The organism is Bacteroidota bacterium (assembly GCA_020402865.1).
In the GTDB taxonomy this organism is placed as follows: domain Bacteria; phylum Bacteroidota; class Bacteroidia; order Palsa-965; family Palsa-965.
This window is the reverse complement of sequence record JADBYT010000011.1, coordinates 94,612-110,290: the sequence shown is the minus strand read 5'-3', so window position 1 is coordinate 110,290 and position 15,679 is coordinate 94,612. Positions and strand designations below refer to the sequence as shown.

The window sequence follows — 15,679 nt, the reverse complement described above, 5'->3', positions numbered from 1 at the left end:
GAATTGGTAAACTTGCAGCACCGGAATTCATGAAACGTATTACCATAGCCATAGACGGATTTTCATCGTGCGGAAAAAGCACAGTAGCCCGTGCGCTTGCTGCCCGTTTAGGCTATAATTATGTGGATTCGGGTGCCATGTACCGCGCAGTGACTCTTTACTGCCTTCAACACGGTATTATTAAAGACGGCGCTTTTGTAGAAGACGAAATTGTGCGCTCGCTCGATCATATCCACCTCACGTTTCAGTTTAACCCGGCTTCACGCTCATCGGATACTTTTCTCAATGGCGAAAACGTGGAGAAACAGATCCGTACCCTCGAAGTATCGAATCTGGTGAGCCCCGTTTCGAAAATTAAAGAAGTGCGCCGCCGCATGGTTGCCCTGCAACGCAGTATGGGCGCTGATAAAGGTGTGGTGATGGACGGTCGCGATATTGGCACCAACGTGTTCCCGGATGCCGAACTGAAACTGTTTATGACAGCCGATGTGGATGTACGTGTGCAGCGCCGTGTGGACGAGCTGCGCGCCAAAGGCCAGCCGGTAAGTTTAGACGATGTGCGCCAGAACCTGCTTATGCGCGATTATGAGGATTCGCACCGCAAGGAAAATCCCCTTACACAGGCGCCCGATGCAGTTGTGCTCGACAACAGCGAGCTGAACCGCGAACAGCAGCTTGATTTTGTATTGAAGCTGATGAAAGATATGAAGCTGGAAGTGCAGGAGTAATTTACGCCCCGCGTTTGCTGCGAAACATCGGATTACCGGCTTTCATACTCAGCCATCCCCACACAGTTAGTGCAGCCAGCCCCGCAAGCAGCGGCAAACGTGCATCGCTGCCGGGGAGAATAATGAGATACAGCCCGCCACGCAGCAAAATCCAGATGAACGTAAATATATAGAGTGCGCGCAGTAAGGGTGTTTTACCGCGCCACAGCAACTGTACAATGCCGGCCACACCGCAGAGCAGCACCAGCAAAGCCAGTACCGGCCCCATCGCCGAACTCAGCGGCATGTCGCTGGGCAATGGTTTAATGGTAAGGTGTGCATATACCTGCATGCGCGCTGCAAATCCATCAAATGCTTCGGGGCTGAACAACATGCCCAGCAAGGGCTGGATAAGAAGAAGGGCTGTAAACAGCAGAAGGCGGTTACGTTCGGTGTGGCTCATATTACTTGGCAGGTTCTTCGCGCAGTGTTTTTATAACATTCATTGCGCGCGTAAGTTCATCGGCATTACGGCCATTACACCATACGTGCAGGTATTGCTTCTTTTTGGTATCGTAATCAATAATTACTTCCTGATGCTGCCAGTTCGTAGTAGAGTAGGTAACCCAGTTTACCGTGCGCCCAAGTAATGATCCCTGCAACTCGCTGCGTGTATGTTTCTGCGTTGGAACATCGCGGTTGGGTGCTGGTCCCAGATAGAGTGAAACTTCCAGAATATCATGCTGGTTTTTGTCTTTGGGGAAAATATTGGCAAATACATACGCGGTATCCTGAGCAATGCTTAGTTCCATGTCGGAAGGAATATCAATACTAAGTCCTGTATTGGCAATAGTGACTGTTTTAACAGCAGGTGCAGCCGGCGCAACGGGTGTTGAATCGCGATCTTGGTTTGGAGGGGAGGAAGGAGAAGCGCAGGCGTGAAGCAGCAAAAAAACAGCAGCAGCAAAAAATATTTTCATGCCGCAAAGATAAGTGTTCGACATGGCCGAATGCATTGACACACGCTGATTTAACCAGAAACCATTCAACCGGTAAAACCCGCAATTGGTCGGAAGTTTGCCCGATGATACGGATAACATGCAGAATATCAGATTAAAAAGCGTACCTTTGCGCCCTGATTCACGTTCTAATGTCATTATTTTCAGAGCTGGGCCTTAAGCCCGAACTCGCCGCTGCTGTAGCCGAACTCGGTTTTACACAGCCCACCCCCATTCAGGAGCAGGCTATTCCGCTCCTCCTTGCTGCAGAATCCGACTTTATCGGACTGGCACGCACAGGAACAGGTAAAACCGCCGCTTTCGGTCTTCCTCTTCTTCACCATATTGATCTTGCCGACCGTGTGCCGCAAGCCATTGTGCTTTGCCCCACACGCGAACTCTGTTTGCAGATTACCGAAGACCTTAAAAAGTTTGCGGTAAATCTCGACGGTTTGCGCATTACGCCTGTATATGGCGGCTCAAGCATCAGTGTGCAGATTAAGGAACTCCGCTATGGCACACACATTATTGTAGGCACTCCCGGCCGCGTGCTCGATCTTATTGAGCGCGGTGCGCTTAAGCTGGGCGATGTACGTTTTGCCGTGCTCGACGAGGCCGACGAGATGCTCGACATGGGCTTCCGCGATGATCTCGACACCATTCTGGCCGAAACACCGGCCGAAAAACGTACCTGGCTTTTCTCTGCCACCATGCCTGCGGGCGTGTCGCGCATTGTGGGCCGGTATATGACAAATCCGCAAACGGTAAAAGTGCAGGGTGTACAAAAAGGCGATGGACTGATCAGTCACTTCCATTGCGTGGTACATGCCCGCGACCGTTACCTGGCGCTTCGTCGTCTGGTGGATGCCAATCCGGGTGTGTATGGCATTGTGTTTTGCCGCACACGTATGGAAACACAGGAAGTGGCCGATCACCTGATCCGCGACGGCTACACGGCCGACTCGCTGCACGGTGATCTTTCGCAGGCCCAGCGCGACCATGTAATGAAACGTTTCCGCGGCCGTGCGCTGCAGCTGCTGGTGGCTACCGACGTGGCTGCACGCGGCATCGACGTGGATGAAATTACGCACGTATTCCACTATCAGTTGCCTGATGAGGTGGAGAGCTATACACACCGTTCGGGCCGCACAGGCCGCGCGGGCCGCAGCGGCTCGTCCATTGTGCTGCTCAACATGAAGGAAACCGGCAAACTGCGTCAGCTGGAGCGCCTTATGGGCAAACCCATTCCGCACATGCCCGTGCCTACAGCTGCCGATGTGGCTGCGGCCCAACTTAAGGCATTTGCCGCCAAACTCCGCGATGCGGAAGTGGACGAAAGCCTCATTGGCGAACATTTGCCTGTGGTGCTCGAAGAGCTTGAAGGCCTGAGCCGCGAAGAACTTGTGTCGCGCATTGTGGGCATGCAGTTCAGCCGTCTGCTTACAGACTACGCCAAAGCGCCCGACCTCAACGCACCCGTGCGTGGCCAGAAAGGCGAACGTGGCGAACGTATGGAGCGCGAGCCGCGCCGCGAGATGGACGGTGCCCGCCACACGTTCTTCTTCAGCCTCGGCCGCATGGATGGCATTGATCCCGGCGAATTCCTGCGCATCCTTTGTGATCAGCTCAATGTGGGCCGCGATCACATCGGCCGCATCGAACTCAAACATAATTTCTCGTTCGTGCAAACCATTGCCCTCGACCCTGATTCGGTGGTGAAGGCGTTTGACCGTTACGCCTACCGCGGCCGAAAGGTGCGTGTAAACGTAGCCGAAAATAAAGAAGACCGCAGCTTCGACGGTGGCAGCGACGACGACGGTGGCGAACGCAAACCCCGCCGCAAAGACTTCGGCAGCGAACGTCCGCCACGCAAAGACTTCGGTACCGAGCGTAAATCGGCCTACGGCAAAAGCCGCGACGACGACCGCAGCAGCCGTTTCGGCGATCGCAAGAGCGGTGGCAGCAGCAGTGGTTTCAGCAAAACAGGCTCGGGCAAAACCGAGAAAAGCTGGGGCAAAAGCTGGGGCGATAAAAAAGACAGCAAACCCGTAGGAAAAGGCTTCGGCGCCGGCAAAAGCAAAGAAGAAGGCGACAGCGGCGACTGGCGCAAGCTGATGGACGGAGGCAAAACGCACGGCGGCAAAAAGTCGGCCGGCGGTGCCAAAAAAAAGAAGTGGTAAGTTTTTTTTGAGATAATTCAGGCGGCATTTTTCGTAAGAGGAATGCCGCTTTTTTTGTTTTTATTCAGGTCGTTTTGAGGTAAGTGGTTGATAATGATATGTTTTATTTTTTATTTATTTTGTAAATAAGGTTTATTAATTTAGTAAATTAGTGGGGTAATTTTAGGCGGCGATGCGATTAATAGATTTAGCAACCAATGAATTTATTCCGGGAGAAATCACATTATTAAGTGCTAAAGAACTTAAAGAGCTGAGAGGAAATAGAGCGTTTGAATTTAAATGGAGAGAAGAAGCAAAATATGAAATTTATAAACTGTCCAGAACAGATACTGCAGAAATTCTGGGGTTAATGTCTGTTGTAAATTCTCCAGAATCCTTTGCAGTTCAAATTCGATTACTTGAAACCGGGAAACCGAACGTAGGGGCAGAAAAAAAAATAGATGGAATTGCTGGTTGTTTAATTGCCTGGGCCTGTAGGTTGTCAATCAAACGGGGATTTGACGGATGGGTTAAACTGGTTGCAAAAACAAGACTGATTCGGCATTATGTAACGAAATACAGAATGATACAGATTGGAAAAAGTCAGGTATGTGCAATAGAACAGGACGAAGCAATTTCACTGATTTATGAATACCTGGAAATGGAAGATATTGTTCAGGGAGAAAATGAATATTTTGATGATGAGTAGCATGCTTTTTCGATAAATATTGATACAGATTAATTTTTGCAACACACGAAGTAGATTCGTTGGTCGAAAAAAAGTTGAGAAATGATGAAACAAAAAAGTAATACAGGTAAGCATACAGCTTCAGCAATTGCCGAAGCTTACATATTACCTTCCGAACTAACCAAAGCGCAAAAAGAAAGTGCAGAGAAGGAATTTCTTGCGTTTCGAAAAAAGAAAATGATTGAATCAAACGATAATCAACGTTTGATATCCCGTTTGCTGCAATTGCGCTACCATATTGAAGATTATATTAACGGGCATGAGTTTACTCCTGATAAAGCGTTTACTTTTTTTCTCAATGAGTATTTGAAAACCATTGATAAAAAGAAAAAAGAATTCGCGCAGGAAATACATATCCATGAAACAAAGTTGAGTCAGATTATCAATGGACGTGTTAAGCCCAATGATCGGTTTATTATCCGGCTTGAGATTCATTCCAATAATATTTTTCCTGCATTATTTTGGTTCAAACTTATTCGTATGGAACAAGAATACGAGCTTGAAAACAACATCGAAATCAGGAAAAAAGAAGCCCGTTTTGTGAAAAATAAACTTGAATTGAGTTTATGATTTGAACTTGCCGCCTTTTTTAAATGCTGCTCCTGATACGAACACTTATTGAATCGAATAACGCACGGCGGCAAAAAATCGGCCGGCGGTGCCAAAAAGAAGAAGTGGTAAGTTTTTTTGAGATAATTCAGGCGGCATTTTTCGTAAGGGGAATGCCGCTTTTTTTGCAGTTAAGCGGACAACATTGTTAAGCATGTCAAAGCATACTTAACAAAATTTATCACCCCAATTAATACCCGTTTGCCGAAACAGTTTCATCTTTGCTCAAAACCCCGTTATGACAAAGAAACTAACCCTTACGCTTTTTTTACTTGTTGGTATTACCATTCCCTGTTTTGCCGGAGGAATAAAAGGCGATCTGATACCCGACGAGTTGCTCTGGGGAGCATTAATCTGGTTTATTCTGGCGCACGTGCTGGGCATAATTGGCTTTATTACACGTACGCTGTGGGTGAGAGTAATTGCCGGTTTACTTTACGGGCCAGTGTTGCTTGTTCCGCTGCTGTTGGGATTTCTTTATCTTCCGTTGGCTTTACTGGCAATTCCGCCCATTCTGTTTTTTGTGTTCTTAATAATCAGGCAAAAGAAATAAGCTACTTAACTCAATAAGCATGTCAACAAAAATCAGGCTTACATTACTTTTGCTGCTGATTTCGGCAATGCCTTGTTTTGCCGGCTTTCCTAAAGGCGGACTTATCCCCGATGCAATTATAATTGGACTATTTGTACTATTAATATGGTTCATTTTAGCTCATGTACTGGGAATAATTTCCTTTTTTGTACAAAAGCAATGGCTTCGTACTACTGCAATTGTACTTTATTCACCCATGTTTATTGTGCCGTTAATGATGGGAGTGAACAGACCATTGTATGGATTTTTGCTTATTCCGATGATTTTGTTTTTTGTGTTCGTCATTATCCGTAAACGCAAATGAGTACACTGAAATGGATCATTACGCTGTTTATTTCGCTCTCTGCTTTGTTTGCGGGTGTGCAGCTATACCTTCATTTCAAAGGTACTTCGGCAGTGGCCGCGAATAAAACGGCTTACCTGAATGCAATTGATTCGCACGAGGAGTTTGCTGCTTTCGAAGGTGCGCCGCTTGATGAGGCTTATCCAGCGGTGACGAGTGTGAAAGCAGTGTATGATCTGAAGCGTAAGGAAATTTACTTCATCAATTCGCACATGTACCGGCTGCATTTCGATTTTTGCAGCAAGGTGCTTGGCTATAATCTCGGGCTGGCTATTTTCAATGTCGAAAACTATGGGAGTGCGCGTAATTATTATCTGGCCAACATCAACTATTTGCGCCGCACCAATCAGTATGTGCTTGAGTTCAGCAGTACCGATGAAATAGACAGTGTGCAGATTGCGGAGATGTACCGCAAGGTGAGTGCGAGTAAATTGTTTGCGGATAATCTTTATTTACTGCTTAACAGCAACACTACGCACAGCTATTTTTCATCCCATCCTTCTATACGCACGCTTACGCCCAATGCGCTCAATGCCGGACTCAGCTACCAGCTTATTCAGCCGGGCAGTTGTACCGGGCGGCTTGTGCTTTGCAACGATCTGAAGGCGCAATTCCTTTCTGTGTTGCCCGATGATATTCTGGTGGTAAAAGGTTCACCAGCTGAAATTCCGTTGTGCAAAGCGGTAGTCAGCGATTGTTTTCAAACGCCGCTCAGTCATATTCAGGTGCTGAGTCACAATAAGAATATGCCTTCAGCTTATTTGCAGAATGTGTTCAGCGATGCGCGTTTTGAAAAACTTAACGGGCAGTATGTGCAGCTTAACGTTACGCCTGATTCGCTCTGGATTACGCCTGCTTTGCCCGGCAACACATTAGGCACACTGCCAAAGAAAATAGCTTTGCCTCTTCACACTTCGCTGCAAAAACTCATTCCGCTTGCACAGTGCAGCAGCCTGAGTAATGCTGATATCGGCACCAAAGCAAAAGGACTCAGCGATTTGCAGCGCATCGCAGAAACGCACAAAGGCCTGTTTCAGATTCCGCAGGGCGCGTTTGTAATTCCGTTTTACTTCTACCGCCAGCATCTGCAAAACGCCAACGTAGCACCTCTGCTGATCCAACTTGAAGCCTGTCCGCTCAACGAAACCGAAAAAATGAATGAGCTGCTCAGGCAAATCCGCGAAGCCATTTTACGCACTCCCGTTTCGCCTGCCTTGCTGCGCGATGTGGAACTGCAAATACGTAAAAACAATTGCGGCAGCAGCTACCGTTTCCGCAGCAGCAGCAATGCCGAAGATCTTGCCAGTTTCAGCGGTGCCGGCCTCTACGAAAGCAAAACCGGCCAGCCCGGCAACGCAAAAAAGCCGCTTGATAAAGCCATCCTGAAAGTGTGGGCCGGAATGTACAACTACCGCGCCTATCAGGAACGCCGCTTCGCCGGTATCGACGAAAGCACCGCCGCCATGAGCATTCTTGCACACCGCAATTTTCCCGATGAAGAAGTAAACGGTGTCATCATCACCAAAAACATATACCGCAAAGATTATCCCGGCATAGTTGTAAACGCACAACTCGGCGATGTATCTACCGTAAGCCCGCCCGACAGTGTGCAATGTGAGCAGTTCATCCTTGTCGAAAACAAATACATGAATCCGCTCAGCGATAAAGTAAGCGCAAAATACATTTGCTTCAGCAGCCTGCATCCGCAAGGCCCGCTGCTCAGCTATGCGCAGTTACTGAAACTCCGGCAAAGCGTGGCAGCCGTGCAGGAGTTTTACACCGACAAAAATGCGGTGTGGGATATTGAATTTAAGTTTGATGGCGAGGTGTTGTATTTTAAGCAGGTGCGGCCTTACCGGTAACCAGATATATTATTTCAGATACAAATAGCGCTTGTTGTTTCAATCATACGCCCGGAGATACTATTCGGGATTATGATCTCTGTTCATCCCGAAAGATTTTATTTATTCTGCATAGGTTCAATTTTCTATATTTACTTGTATCCGTTTTGATTCCATCGGGTTTGCCTGATGGAAATTCCTAGATCGGACAATCTTTATACACTCAATACGTCATTCACATGTCAAACAAATTAGCTCATTTTGCCATACATATCGATGATATTGAACGGGCCAGATCGTTCTATGAAGGCGTCTTTGACTGGGGCTTTAATTCATACGGACAGCGTGATTTTCTGCAAATCAAAGCCGATAAATCAGCACATGGCGAATTGATCGGAGCACTTCAAGCCAGAACATATTCACCCGTGCAGGAAAAAGTAATTGGCTTTGAATGTACCATCGCGGTGGAAAATATGGATGAAATTATTGAAAAGGTGATTGGTTGCGGGGGACAAATAGTGATGCCCAAAACCGCAATACCTTATGTAGGCTGGATTGTTAAGTTTTTGGATACAGAAGGAAATCTTGTATGTGCAATGCAATATGAAAAGCCTGTACGATGAAAAGCAGCAGAGAAATCCACCCCGATTTTCAGCACCTGCTCAAACAAAAGGATGAGTCGCTTATTGATCTGTTCTGCGATCTAAGACAGTACATTTTAGAATTGCATCCCGAAAGCAATGAGCTTCTTTATCATACCCATGCGCTCACTGCTGTTTTTTCTGTTTCAGAAAAACTCTCGGATGCGTTTTGCATGCTGCCGATTTACACCAACCACCTCAATCTCGGATTCAACAAAGGAACTTTACTGAAGGACCCTCATAAATTACTTACCGGAACGGGTAATTTAATCCGGCATATTGATGTGAAAAAAAAAGGTGATTACAGGAATGAAAAAGTAAAGGCCCTTATTATGGAAGCCATTAATTTTTCTATAAAAGATATGGATAAGCCTTCAAAATCCGCAGGCAAAACCATTTCGAAAATCAAGAAATAATTCAATAGTAAGAGGAATAAGCTGTCAGTTCAAACGGACTTTGACGGTTACAACTTCCCCACTTCTTTCACCGTCACCAGCAATTCACTCTCAAACACATCCTGCGGCGAAATCATGTACTCATTCAGCGGCGGTTTGTTGCCGTAGCGCTGCCGCATAATTTTCTTCACTACGGGCGAAGTAAGGTCATAATCCTTCATGCGTTTGCGTGTGCCCACTTCCACGTTTGCACCTTCCTGATACACTTTCCACACTAATTCGGAGCAATACATGCGCTCTTCGTCCCAGCTGAAATAAATATCGTAATCGCGGCCGAGGCGTTGGGTGGCGGCGGCTTTCATGGCTTTTACGTTTGTATCGGTAAGCAACGAATCGGCATTTTTGAGGCGGCGCACGATGTAAAAGCCGTTTTGTCCGTTGGCGGTCCATTGCTCAACCGGTATTTTGCGCACGGGCTGTACAGCTTCATACACCATCCACTTGCCGTTTTCCTGAAACAAAATGCCGCAATGCGTATAAATGGAATGCGTGGCCAGCTGAATCGCCGCGCTTTGCCCTGAATTTGAACTTTGAAAAATAAGATCGCCGTTGTGGTAATTGCTGTCGGTGACAGCGGCTTTTTTTTCAATGCTGCTTACCTGAATGCTGCGTTGGAGTTGAAATGCAAACAGTCCGAGTGCCGTAAGCGAAAGCAGCAAAAACCAGAATCCCTTTTTCATGCGGACAAGATAGCAGCCTTGTCAAAACCACAAAAGCCAAGAAGTGCAAAAAAGGGTGAAAGAATTACAACGCCGTTTCGAGCAGTTGCAGAGCTTCTTCGGCTGTGCGGGTGGTGGCGTAGTAGCTGAGCACTTTATTCATTACCCGCTCCACAATACTGTCGGGGCAGGAGGCACCGCTGGTAATGATGATGCGGGCCGGATTTCCCTGCGGCAGCCAGTTTTCGGTGTGGCGCATGCTGTGCGTGTGCAGGTCGAAGTGGGCGATGGCGGCTGCGCTTTGTATTTCCGTTTCGTCTTTGATGAAATACGTGGCAAACCTGCGCTCGCAGAGTTCCACCAGGTGCGAGGTATTCGAGCTGTTGTAGCCGCCAATCACCAGTGCCACGTCGGCATTCCAGTTCAGCAGGCCGTAGGTGGCATCCTGATTTTCGTTGGTGGCGTAGCAGAGTGTGTCGCGCGTATCGGCAAAATGCTGCTTCTCGTCGGCCTGCCCGAAACGCTGCGTCATAATTTGTTTGAAGTAGTCGGCAATTTCCTGCGTATCGGTGGCCAGCATGGTGGTTTGGTTGATTACGCCCACGCGCTGCAAATCGGTATCGGGATTGAAGCCCTCGCTTACGCGGTTGCCAAAAAGCGCATCGAATTCGGCGCGTGTAAGCTGGCCGAGAATAAATGCGCCCAGCTTTTGCGCTTCGTGTATGTCTTTTACCACAATGGCCGGTCCGTGCGAAGCTGCGCGCGAAAAAGTGGCGCGGGTTTCTTCGTGGCCGGGCTTGCCGTGTATGATGTTGGTGTACGACGAGCCGCCAAGTTCCGACGAGCGTTTCCATACTTTCTCCACAAACGGACAGGTGGTATCGTATTTCTCAGGTGCAATGCCAATTTCGCGCAGGCGTTCTTCAATGTGCAGCGTGGTGCCGAAAGCCGGAATCACCACCACATCGTTTGGCGTGAGTCCGGAAAAAGGCACAAGCTCTTTTCCGTCGGTGCTCATCAGAAAATTCACGCCACGGCTCACCAGGTCGCGGTTTACTTCGGGGTTATGAATCATTTCGCTGAGCAGAAACACGCGCTTGCCCGGATTTTCGTCAACCGCCCGGAAAGCAATTTCCACCGCATTTTTCACCCCGTAGCAAAAACCGAAATGCCGCGCAATGGCAATCTGCACCGAACCAAAATCGAGTATGCCGGGCGTATTGTCTTTGCGGCGCGGATCGCGGGTATTGCGCAGGGCTTTTACCCGGTCGATAACCGGACTGCGGTAAAATTCCGGGATGTTGAAGTTTTTCATCGTTTACAAAGGTAAAACTTCATCATGGAACAAGTGGAATGAAGCTTTGTTTATGCCGGCGTTTCATTCACAAGATCTTTTGACTGCGCCGGAAGTGGTGAATTATTTTGGACTCATCTCAAAATTGTTTTTCGAGATGAGTTCTAATAAAAAACGCCCGCTGCAAAAGCAACAGGCGTTTTGAATTTATTTACTACCAACCGATTAATAATACGTAGCGCGGCGCACTTCGGCAAGCTGCTTCGCAAAGCGGATTACCTGACGGGTATAGCCGTACTCGTTATCATACCACACATACAGCACGATGCTCTTTTTATCGGCCGAAACGATGGTGGCCTGGCTGTCGAATACGGAAGGGCAGGGGTTGCCGATTACATCGCTCGACACGAGTTCATTGGAGAAGGCATACTGAATCTGCTCCACCAGATCGCCTTTGAGGGCATACTGGCGAACGATGTTGTTTACATCGTCCTTGCTCACTTCTTTTTTCACCTCAATGTTGAGGATGGCCAGCGACACGTTGGGGGTAGGTACACGCACCGAGTTGGCGGTGAACTTGCCCGAAAGCTGGGGCAGTACTTTTTTGAGTGCACTTTCGGCACCGGTTTCGGTAATTACCATGTTGAGTGCGGCTGAGCGGCCACGACGGTATTTCTTGTGGTAATTATCGAGCAGGTTCTGGTCGTTGGTGTAGGAGTGCACGGTTTCGATGTGACCTTTTACCACGCCAAGCTCTTTTTCTACTACGTAGAGAATGGGCATAATGGCGTTGGTGGTGCAGGAAGCGGCCGAGAAAATGCTGTCGGTTTTGGTGTCAACCGTATGCTGGTTTACGCCGTGTACCACGTTCGGGATGTCTTTGGCGGGCGCGGTGAGGAGCACTTTAGCTACGCCTTTGGCCTGCAGGTGACGGCTCAGGGCCGCTTTATCGCGGAACACGCCGGTGTTGTCGATGAGCAGTGCGTCGTTGATGCCGAAAGCGGTGTAGTCCACATCTTCCGGGTTGTTGGCGTGTATCATGTAAACGGTGTGGCCGTTCACGATGAGGGCTTTGTTATCAAGGTCTTCGATGATGGTGCCGGGGAACGGGCCGTGAACCGAGTCGTTGCGGAGCAGGTCGGCGCGTTTTACAATTTCTTCGGCCGAGTTGCCACGTGTTACGATGGCGCGCAGGCGGAGCTGTTCGCCTTTTCCGGCCTGTGCTATAAGTTCGCGGGCGGCAAGGCGGCCAATGCGGCCAAAGCCAAACAGAATGACATCTTTAGGAGTAAGTTTATGGCTCTCTGCGCCCATGAGTCCGCCCAGTTTGGCGGTGAGGAACGCGGTCATGTCGCTGTGTTGCTCACGTTCTTCCGTCCACTCGGCGCAAAGGCGGCCAATGTCCATACGCGAAGGAGCCAGATCCATTTTAGTGAGCGCGAGGGCCAGTGCAGCGGTATCTTTTACGCTGATGGGGCGTTTCACAATGTCTTTGGCATACTGGTGGAGGTTCATGATTTCGCTGGCGCTGCGGTCGATCAGCTGGTTGCGGAAGATGATAAGCTCTACCGATTTGTCATACCAGAGTGTACCGATGTGGCTGATGAGTTCGAGCGCGGCGCGTTCCTGACCGATCCATTCGTTAAGTTCGGCTTCATACGATTTCGCAGCAGTGCCTTTGATTGGCTCCATCGTGTCGAGTGTCATTGAGTTAAAGGTCTGTTTGGTAGTTGTTGGTTATTGTAAAAAGAAACAGCCGCAATGAAGCGCGGGCGGGCATGGCCTTACCGGTTCATTGCGGCTGTTTGGATTTCTATGTGTGCATTGTATGACATCGCTCAGAATCTCAAGATTGAGGCGGACGCTGTATTCGGAAAGCGGAGTTTACTGGTGTAAATGAGCATTTCCGAATCAAGTCCAACGAAGAGATTGGGATTCTGAGTGGTGTCATGCTTAGCCGAGATAAGCCTTAAGGAGTTTGCTTCGGCTGCTGTGACGCAGGCGGCGGATAGCTTTTTCCTTGATCTGGCGGACACGTTCGCGGGTAAGATCGAATTTAGCGCCGATTTCTTCGAGCGTAAGTCCGTGCTGGCAGCCAATGCCGAAGAAGAGCTTGATTACATCGCGCTCGCGCTCGGTGAGTGTAGAAAGCGAGCGTTCAATTTCGCGCTGGAGCGACTCGTTCATCAGCAGGCGGTCGGCGCGGGGCGAATCGTGGTTCACCAGTACATCGAGCAGGCTGTTGTCTTCGCCGTTGAGCAGGGGAGCATCCATGGATACGTGGCGGCCGGATACGCGCATGGTATCGGCTACTTTATCTTCCGGAAGGTCAAGCACCTGCGAGAGTTCCTCAGCGGTAGGCTCGCGCTCAAACTCCTGTTCGAGGCGTGAGTAGGCTTTGTTGATTTTGTTGAGCGAGCCAACCTGGTTGAGCGGCAGGCGAACAATACGTGACTGTTCGGCCAGAGCCTGCAGGATTGACTGACGAATCCACCAAACGGCGTAAGAGATGAATTTGAAACCGCGGGTTTCGTCGAAACGGCGGGCGGCTTTGATCAGACCGAGGTTGCCTTCGTTGATAAGGTCAGGAAGGCTGAGACCCTGGTTTTGATACTGTTTGGAAACGGAAACTACGAAGCGGAGGTTTGCTTTCACCAGTTTGGCAAGTGCAATTTCATCACCCTCACGGATTCGCTTGGCCAGCATCACTTCCTCTTCAGCGGTAATCAACTCTTCACGACCAATTTCCTGAAGGTATTTGTCGAGCGAAGCACTTTCACGGTTCGTGATCGACTTGGTGATTTTTAACTGTCTCATGTCAGACGAATAATGTCCCCCCTTGGAACGATTAAATTAAAGTTACCGGTGCCTTATCTGAAAAGACGCGGCAAAATTACACCCTTTTAACGGGAAAGGCAACGATTGGTTATCTAAAGTTTGAAACAAAACGTTGAAACCCCTTTAAAGTTCAATAATTATGGGAATTTGCACGATAAAACACAGTATTTAAACGATAAGTGAAATAAAAAATGAGCACTGTTACACATAAAACAGGTACGGATCAATGTTAATAACTTGTTATGATCCTCAAATTAAAAGGGGCATGCTGCATTTCTTTAAGTAAAACGCAGCATGCCTGAATTTGTTACATACCGAACGCATAATAGGCGCGCATGCCATTGGGATAAACCCCTTCGATAAGAACGCCGCCTTTTTTGTTTTCGAGTATCTGCTTGAGTTCTTCCGGCGAGCCAACCGCTTTTTTGTCGATGGACGTAATAATGAAGCCCTCGCGGATGCCGGCACTTTTCAGTTTACCGTTTTCCAGCTTTGAAATTTTAAGTCCGTTGGTAATGCCGAGGCGTTTCAGGTCTTCGCCGGCCATGGTTTCGAAAGTGCCGCCAAGCGATTCAACGGCAGCGGCCGGATCGTCTTTGGTAATGAGGCGGGTAGAGTTGTTTTTGTTTTTGAGTGTAACAGACGCCGTTTTCTGTTTGCCATTCCGCTCAAAGGTGAGTGGTACTTTATCGCCGGGGCGGAAGCGGTTGATCTGCTCCTGAAGTTCAGGCACATTGTTTACGTTAATATCGCCCACGCGGGTAATCACATCGCCGGGTTCAAGTCCGCCATCGGCGGCGGCGCTGCCGTCGATAAGGCCGGTTACATATACGCCTTTTATTGATTTAAGGCCTTTGTCTTTGGCCAGGGCGGCATCCACATCGCGGATATTTACGCCGAGGTAGCCGCGCTGCACGGTGCCGAATTCGGTGAGGTCAGTTACGACTTTGCGTACCAGATTAACCGGAATGGCAAAGGAGTAGCCTGAAAACGAGCCGGTTTGGGAAGCTATGGCGGTGTTGATACCCACCAGATTGCCCTGCACATCAACAAGGGCCCCGCCGCTGTTTCCGGGATTTACGGCCGCATCGGTCTGGATGAAAGATTCCACCGCTCCGTTTCCGCTGCCGTTTCCGGCAATAATATTAATGTTTCGGGCTTTGGCGCTTACAATGCCGGCGGTTACGGTTGAAGTAAGGTTAAACGGATTGCCCACCGCAAGCACCCATTCGCCCACCTTCACATCGTCTGAATTGCCCCAGGCCACAAACGGCAGTCCTTTTTCCTCAATTTTCAGCAGGGCAAGGTCGGTAGTAGGATCGGTGCCCACCAACGTGGCCGAAAAGGTGCGTTTGTCGTTCAGCACGACTTCAATTTCCTCGGCCTGCTCAATTACGTGGTTGTTGGTTACAATATACCCGTCGGCCGAAATGATTACGCCCGATCCGGAGGCCTGTTGTTCACGCGGCACACTTTGAATACCGCCATTGCCGAAAAACAGCCCCTGAAAGGGATCAATATAGGTTTGCTGGGTGGTGAATTTTGTTTTTACGTGTACCACGGCATGTACGGTTTGCTCGGCAGCCGCGCGAAAATCAACACCGGAAGCACCGGAATAGGAAACAAGGCGGGTAGCCGGCGGTGCCGAATTATAGGCATTGGTTTCGGCCGGCGGAAGAAGCCGGTTGATTCCGAGTGCAGCCGCACCACCTAAAACGGCGCAACTGAAGGCAAGCAGCAAATTACGGTTCATAGGTTAATGATGTTTTAAGAAAAAGATTGCGTTTTCAAATTT

Annotated in this window: 16 protein-coding genes; 9 read left to right on the top strand and 7 right to left on the bottom strand. The window is 48.9% G+C overall.

Translation table 11 applies throughout. The annotated features are described in order from the left end of the window. Positions 1–29: 29 nt before the first annotated feature. Positions 30–728 (top strand): (d)CMP kinase, encoded by a 699-nt coding sequence (locus tag IM638_09795; GenBank protein ID MCA6363320.1) that lies wholly within the window; start codon positions 30–32, stop codon positions 726–728. A 1-nt stretch (position 729) separates the two neighbouring features. Here the strand turns inward: IM638_09795 and IM638_09790 are convergent, their stop codons facing one another. After that, entirely contained in the window at positions 730–1,170 is a 441-nt protein-coding gene (locus tag IM638_09790; GenBank protein ID MCA6363319.1) for a hypothetical protein, read from the bottom strand. Position 1,171: 1 nt separating this feature from the next. Then, positions 1,172–1,687, bottom strand: a complete 516-nt coding sequence (locus IM638_09785; protein ID MCA6363318.1) for a hypothetical protein — start codon at positions 1,685–1,687, stop codon at positions 1,172–1,174. A gap of 170 nt (positions 1,688–1,857) precedes the next feature. Here IM638_09785 and IM638_09780 point away from each other — a divergent pair, with 170 nt between their 5' ends. From IM638_09780 to IM638_09745, 8 genes are all read left to right on the top strand, one after another. Beyond that, the gene (locus IM638_09780; GenBank protein MCA6363317.1) at positions 1,858–3,885 is read left to right on the top strand and encodes a DEAD/DEAH box helicase; all 2,028 of its coding nucleotides are present in this window, start codon (positions 1,858–1,860) and stop codon (positions 3,883–3,885) included. 172 nt (positions 3,886–4,057) lie between these two features. Next, positions 4,058–4,573: a hypothetical protein gene (locus tag IM638_09775; protein ID MCA6363316.1), complete on the top strand. Its 516-nt coding sequence runs from the start codon at positions 4,058–4,060 to the stop codon at positions 4,571–4,573. Positions 4,574–4,654: 81 nt separating this feature from the next. Continuing rightward, positions 4,655–5,182 carry a helix-turn-helix transcriptional regulator gene (locus IM638_09770; GenBank protein ID MCA6363315.1) on the top strand — a complete coding sequence of 176 codons (528 nt, stop codon included), beginning with the start codon at positions 4,655–4,657 and terminating at the stop codon, positions 5,180–5,182. Positions 5,183–5,459: 277 nt separating this feature from the next. Beyond that, a complete protein-coding gene (locus IM638_09765; protein MCA6363314.1) occupies positions 5,460–5,774 on the top strand; it encodes a hypothetical protein in 315 nt (104 codons plus the stop codon). Between the two features lie 19 nt (positions 5,775–5,793). Next, complete coding sequence (locus IM638_09760) at positions 5,794–6,117, top strand: hypothetical protein (GenBank protein MCA6363313.1); 324 nt, start codon at positions 5,794–5,796, stop codon at positions 6,115–6,117. Continuing rightward, positions 6,114–8,018 (top strand): hypothetical protein, encoded by a 1,905-nt coding sequence (locus IM638_09755; protein MCA6363312.1) that lies wholly within the window; start codon positions 6,114–6,116, stop codon positions 8,016–8,018. The genes IM638_09760 and IM638_09755 overlap by 4 nt, the downstream gene beginning before the upstream one ends. 218 nt (positions 8,019–8,236) lie before the next feature. Next, entirely contained in the window at positions 8,237–8,620 is a 384-nt protein-coding gene (locus tag IM638_09750) for a VOC family protein (protein ID MCA6363311.1), read from the top strand. Continuing rightward, positions 8,617–9,054 carry a DUF1801 domain-containing protein gene (locus IM638_09745; GenBank protein ID MCA6363310.1) on the top strand — a complete coding sequence of 146 codons (438 nt, stop codon included), beginning with the start codon at positions 8,617–8,619 and terminating at the stop codon, positions 9,052–9,054. Before IM638_09750 ends, IM638_09745 begins: the two co-directional genes overlap by 4 nt. Positions 9,055–9,101: 47 nt before the next feature. Here IM638_09745 and IM638_09740 read toward each other — a convergent pair whose 3' ends face one another. The 5 genes from IM638_09740 to IM638_09720 all read right to left on the bottom strand — a co-directional run bounded on the left by IM638_09740 (position 9,102) and on the right by IM638_09720 (position 15,637). Next, complete coding sequence (locus tag IM638_09740; protein ID MCA6363309.1) at positions 9,102–9,773, bottom strand: YiiX family permuted papain-like enzyme; 672 nt, start codon at positions 9,771–9,773, stop codon at positions 9,102–9,104. A 64-nt stretch (positions 9,774–9,837) separates the two neighbouring features. After that, a complete protein-coding gene (locus IM638_09735; GenBank protein ID MCA6363308.1) occupies positions 9,838–11,067 on the bottom strand; it encodes a 4-hydroxy-3-methylbut-2-enyl diphosphate reductase in 1,230 nt (409 codons plus the stop codon). A gap of 204 nt (positions 11,068–11,271) precedes the next feature. Continuing rightward, positions 11,272–12,738, bottom strand: coding sequence for a glyceraldehyde-3-phosphate dehydrogenase (locus IM638_09730; protein ID MCA6363307.1), 1,467 nt, complete (start codon positions 12,736–12,738; stop codon positions 11,272–11,274). Between the two features lie 261 nt (positions 12,739–12,999). Then, complete coding sequence (locus IM638_09725; GenBank protein ID MCA6363306.1) at positions 13,000–13,863, bottom strand: RNA polymerase sigma factor RpoD/SigA; 864 nt, start codon at positions 13,861–13,863, stop codon at positions 13,000–13,002. A 328-nt stretch (positions 13,864–14,191) separates the two neighbouring features. Then, the gene (locus IM638_09720) at positions 14,192–15,637 is read right to left on the bottom strand and encodes a Do family serine endopeptidase (protein ID MCA6363305.1); all 1,446 of its coding nucleotides are present in this window, start codon (positions 15,635–15,637) and stop codon (positions 14,192–14,194) included. Positions 15,638–15,679: the final 42 nt, after the last annotated feature.

Coding starts and splice junctions, on each gene's coding strand:
- IM638_09795 (MCA6363320.1), top strand. CDS start 30: ATGAAACGTATTACCATAGCCATAGACGGATTTTCATCGTGCGGAAAA.
- IM638_09790 (MCA6363319.1), bottom strand. CDS start 1,170: ATGAGCCACACCGAACGTAACCGCCTTCTGCTGTTTACAGCCCTTCTT.
- IM638_09785 (MCA6363318.1), bottom strand. CDS start 1,687: ATGAAAATATTTTTTGCTGCTGCTGTTTTTTTGCTGCTTCACGCCTGC.
- IM638_09780 (MCA6363317.1), top strand. CDS start 1,858: ATGTCATTATTTTCAGAGCTGGGCCTTAAGCCCGAACTCGCCGCTGCT.
- IM638_09775 (MCA6363316.1), top strand. CDS start 4,058: ATGCGATTAATAGATTTAGCAACCAATGAATTTATTCCGGGAGAAATC.
- IM638_09770 (MCA6363315.1), top strand. CDS start 4,655: ATGATGAAACAAAAAAGTAATACAGGTAAGCATACAGCTTCAGCAATT.
- IM638_09765 (MCA6363314.1), top strand. CDS start 5,460: ATGACAAAGAAACTAACCCTTACGCTTTTTTTACTTGTTGGTATTACC.
- IM638_09760 (MCA6363313.1), top strand. CDS start 5,794: ATGTCAACAAAAATCAGGCTTACATTACTTTTGCTGCTGATTTCGGCA.
- IM638_09755 (MCA6363312.1), top strand. CDS start 6,114: ATGAGTACACTGAAATGGATCATTACGCTGTTTATTTCGCTCTCTGCT.
- IM638_09750 (MCA6363311.1), top strand. CDS start 8,237: ATGTCAAACAAATTAGCTCATTTTGCCATACATATCGATGATATTGAA.
- IM638_09745 (MCA6363310.1), top strand. CDS start 8,617: ATGAAAAGCAGCAGAGAAATCCACCCCGATTTTCAGCACCTGCTCAAA.
- IM638_09740 (MCA6363309.1), bottom strand. CDS start 9,773: ATGAAAAAGGGATTCTGGTTTTTGCTGCTTTCGCTTACGGCACTCGGA.
- IM638_09735 (MCA6363308.1), bottom strand. CDS start 11,067: ATGAAAAACTTCAACATCCCGGAATTTTACCGCAGTCCGGTTATCGAC.
- IM638_09730 (MCA6363307.1), bottom strand. CDS start 12,738: ATGGAGCCAATCAAAGGCACTGCTGCGAAATCGTATGAAGCCGAACTT.
- IM638_09725 (MCA6363306.1), bottom strand. CDS start 13,863: ATGAGACAGTTAAAAATCACCAAGTCGATCACGAACCGTGAAAGTGCT.
- IM638_09720 (MCA6363305.1), bottom strand. CDS start 15,637: ATGAACCGTAATTTGCTGCTTGCCTTCAGTTGCGCCGTTTTAGGTGGT.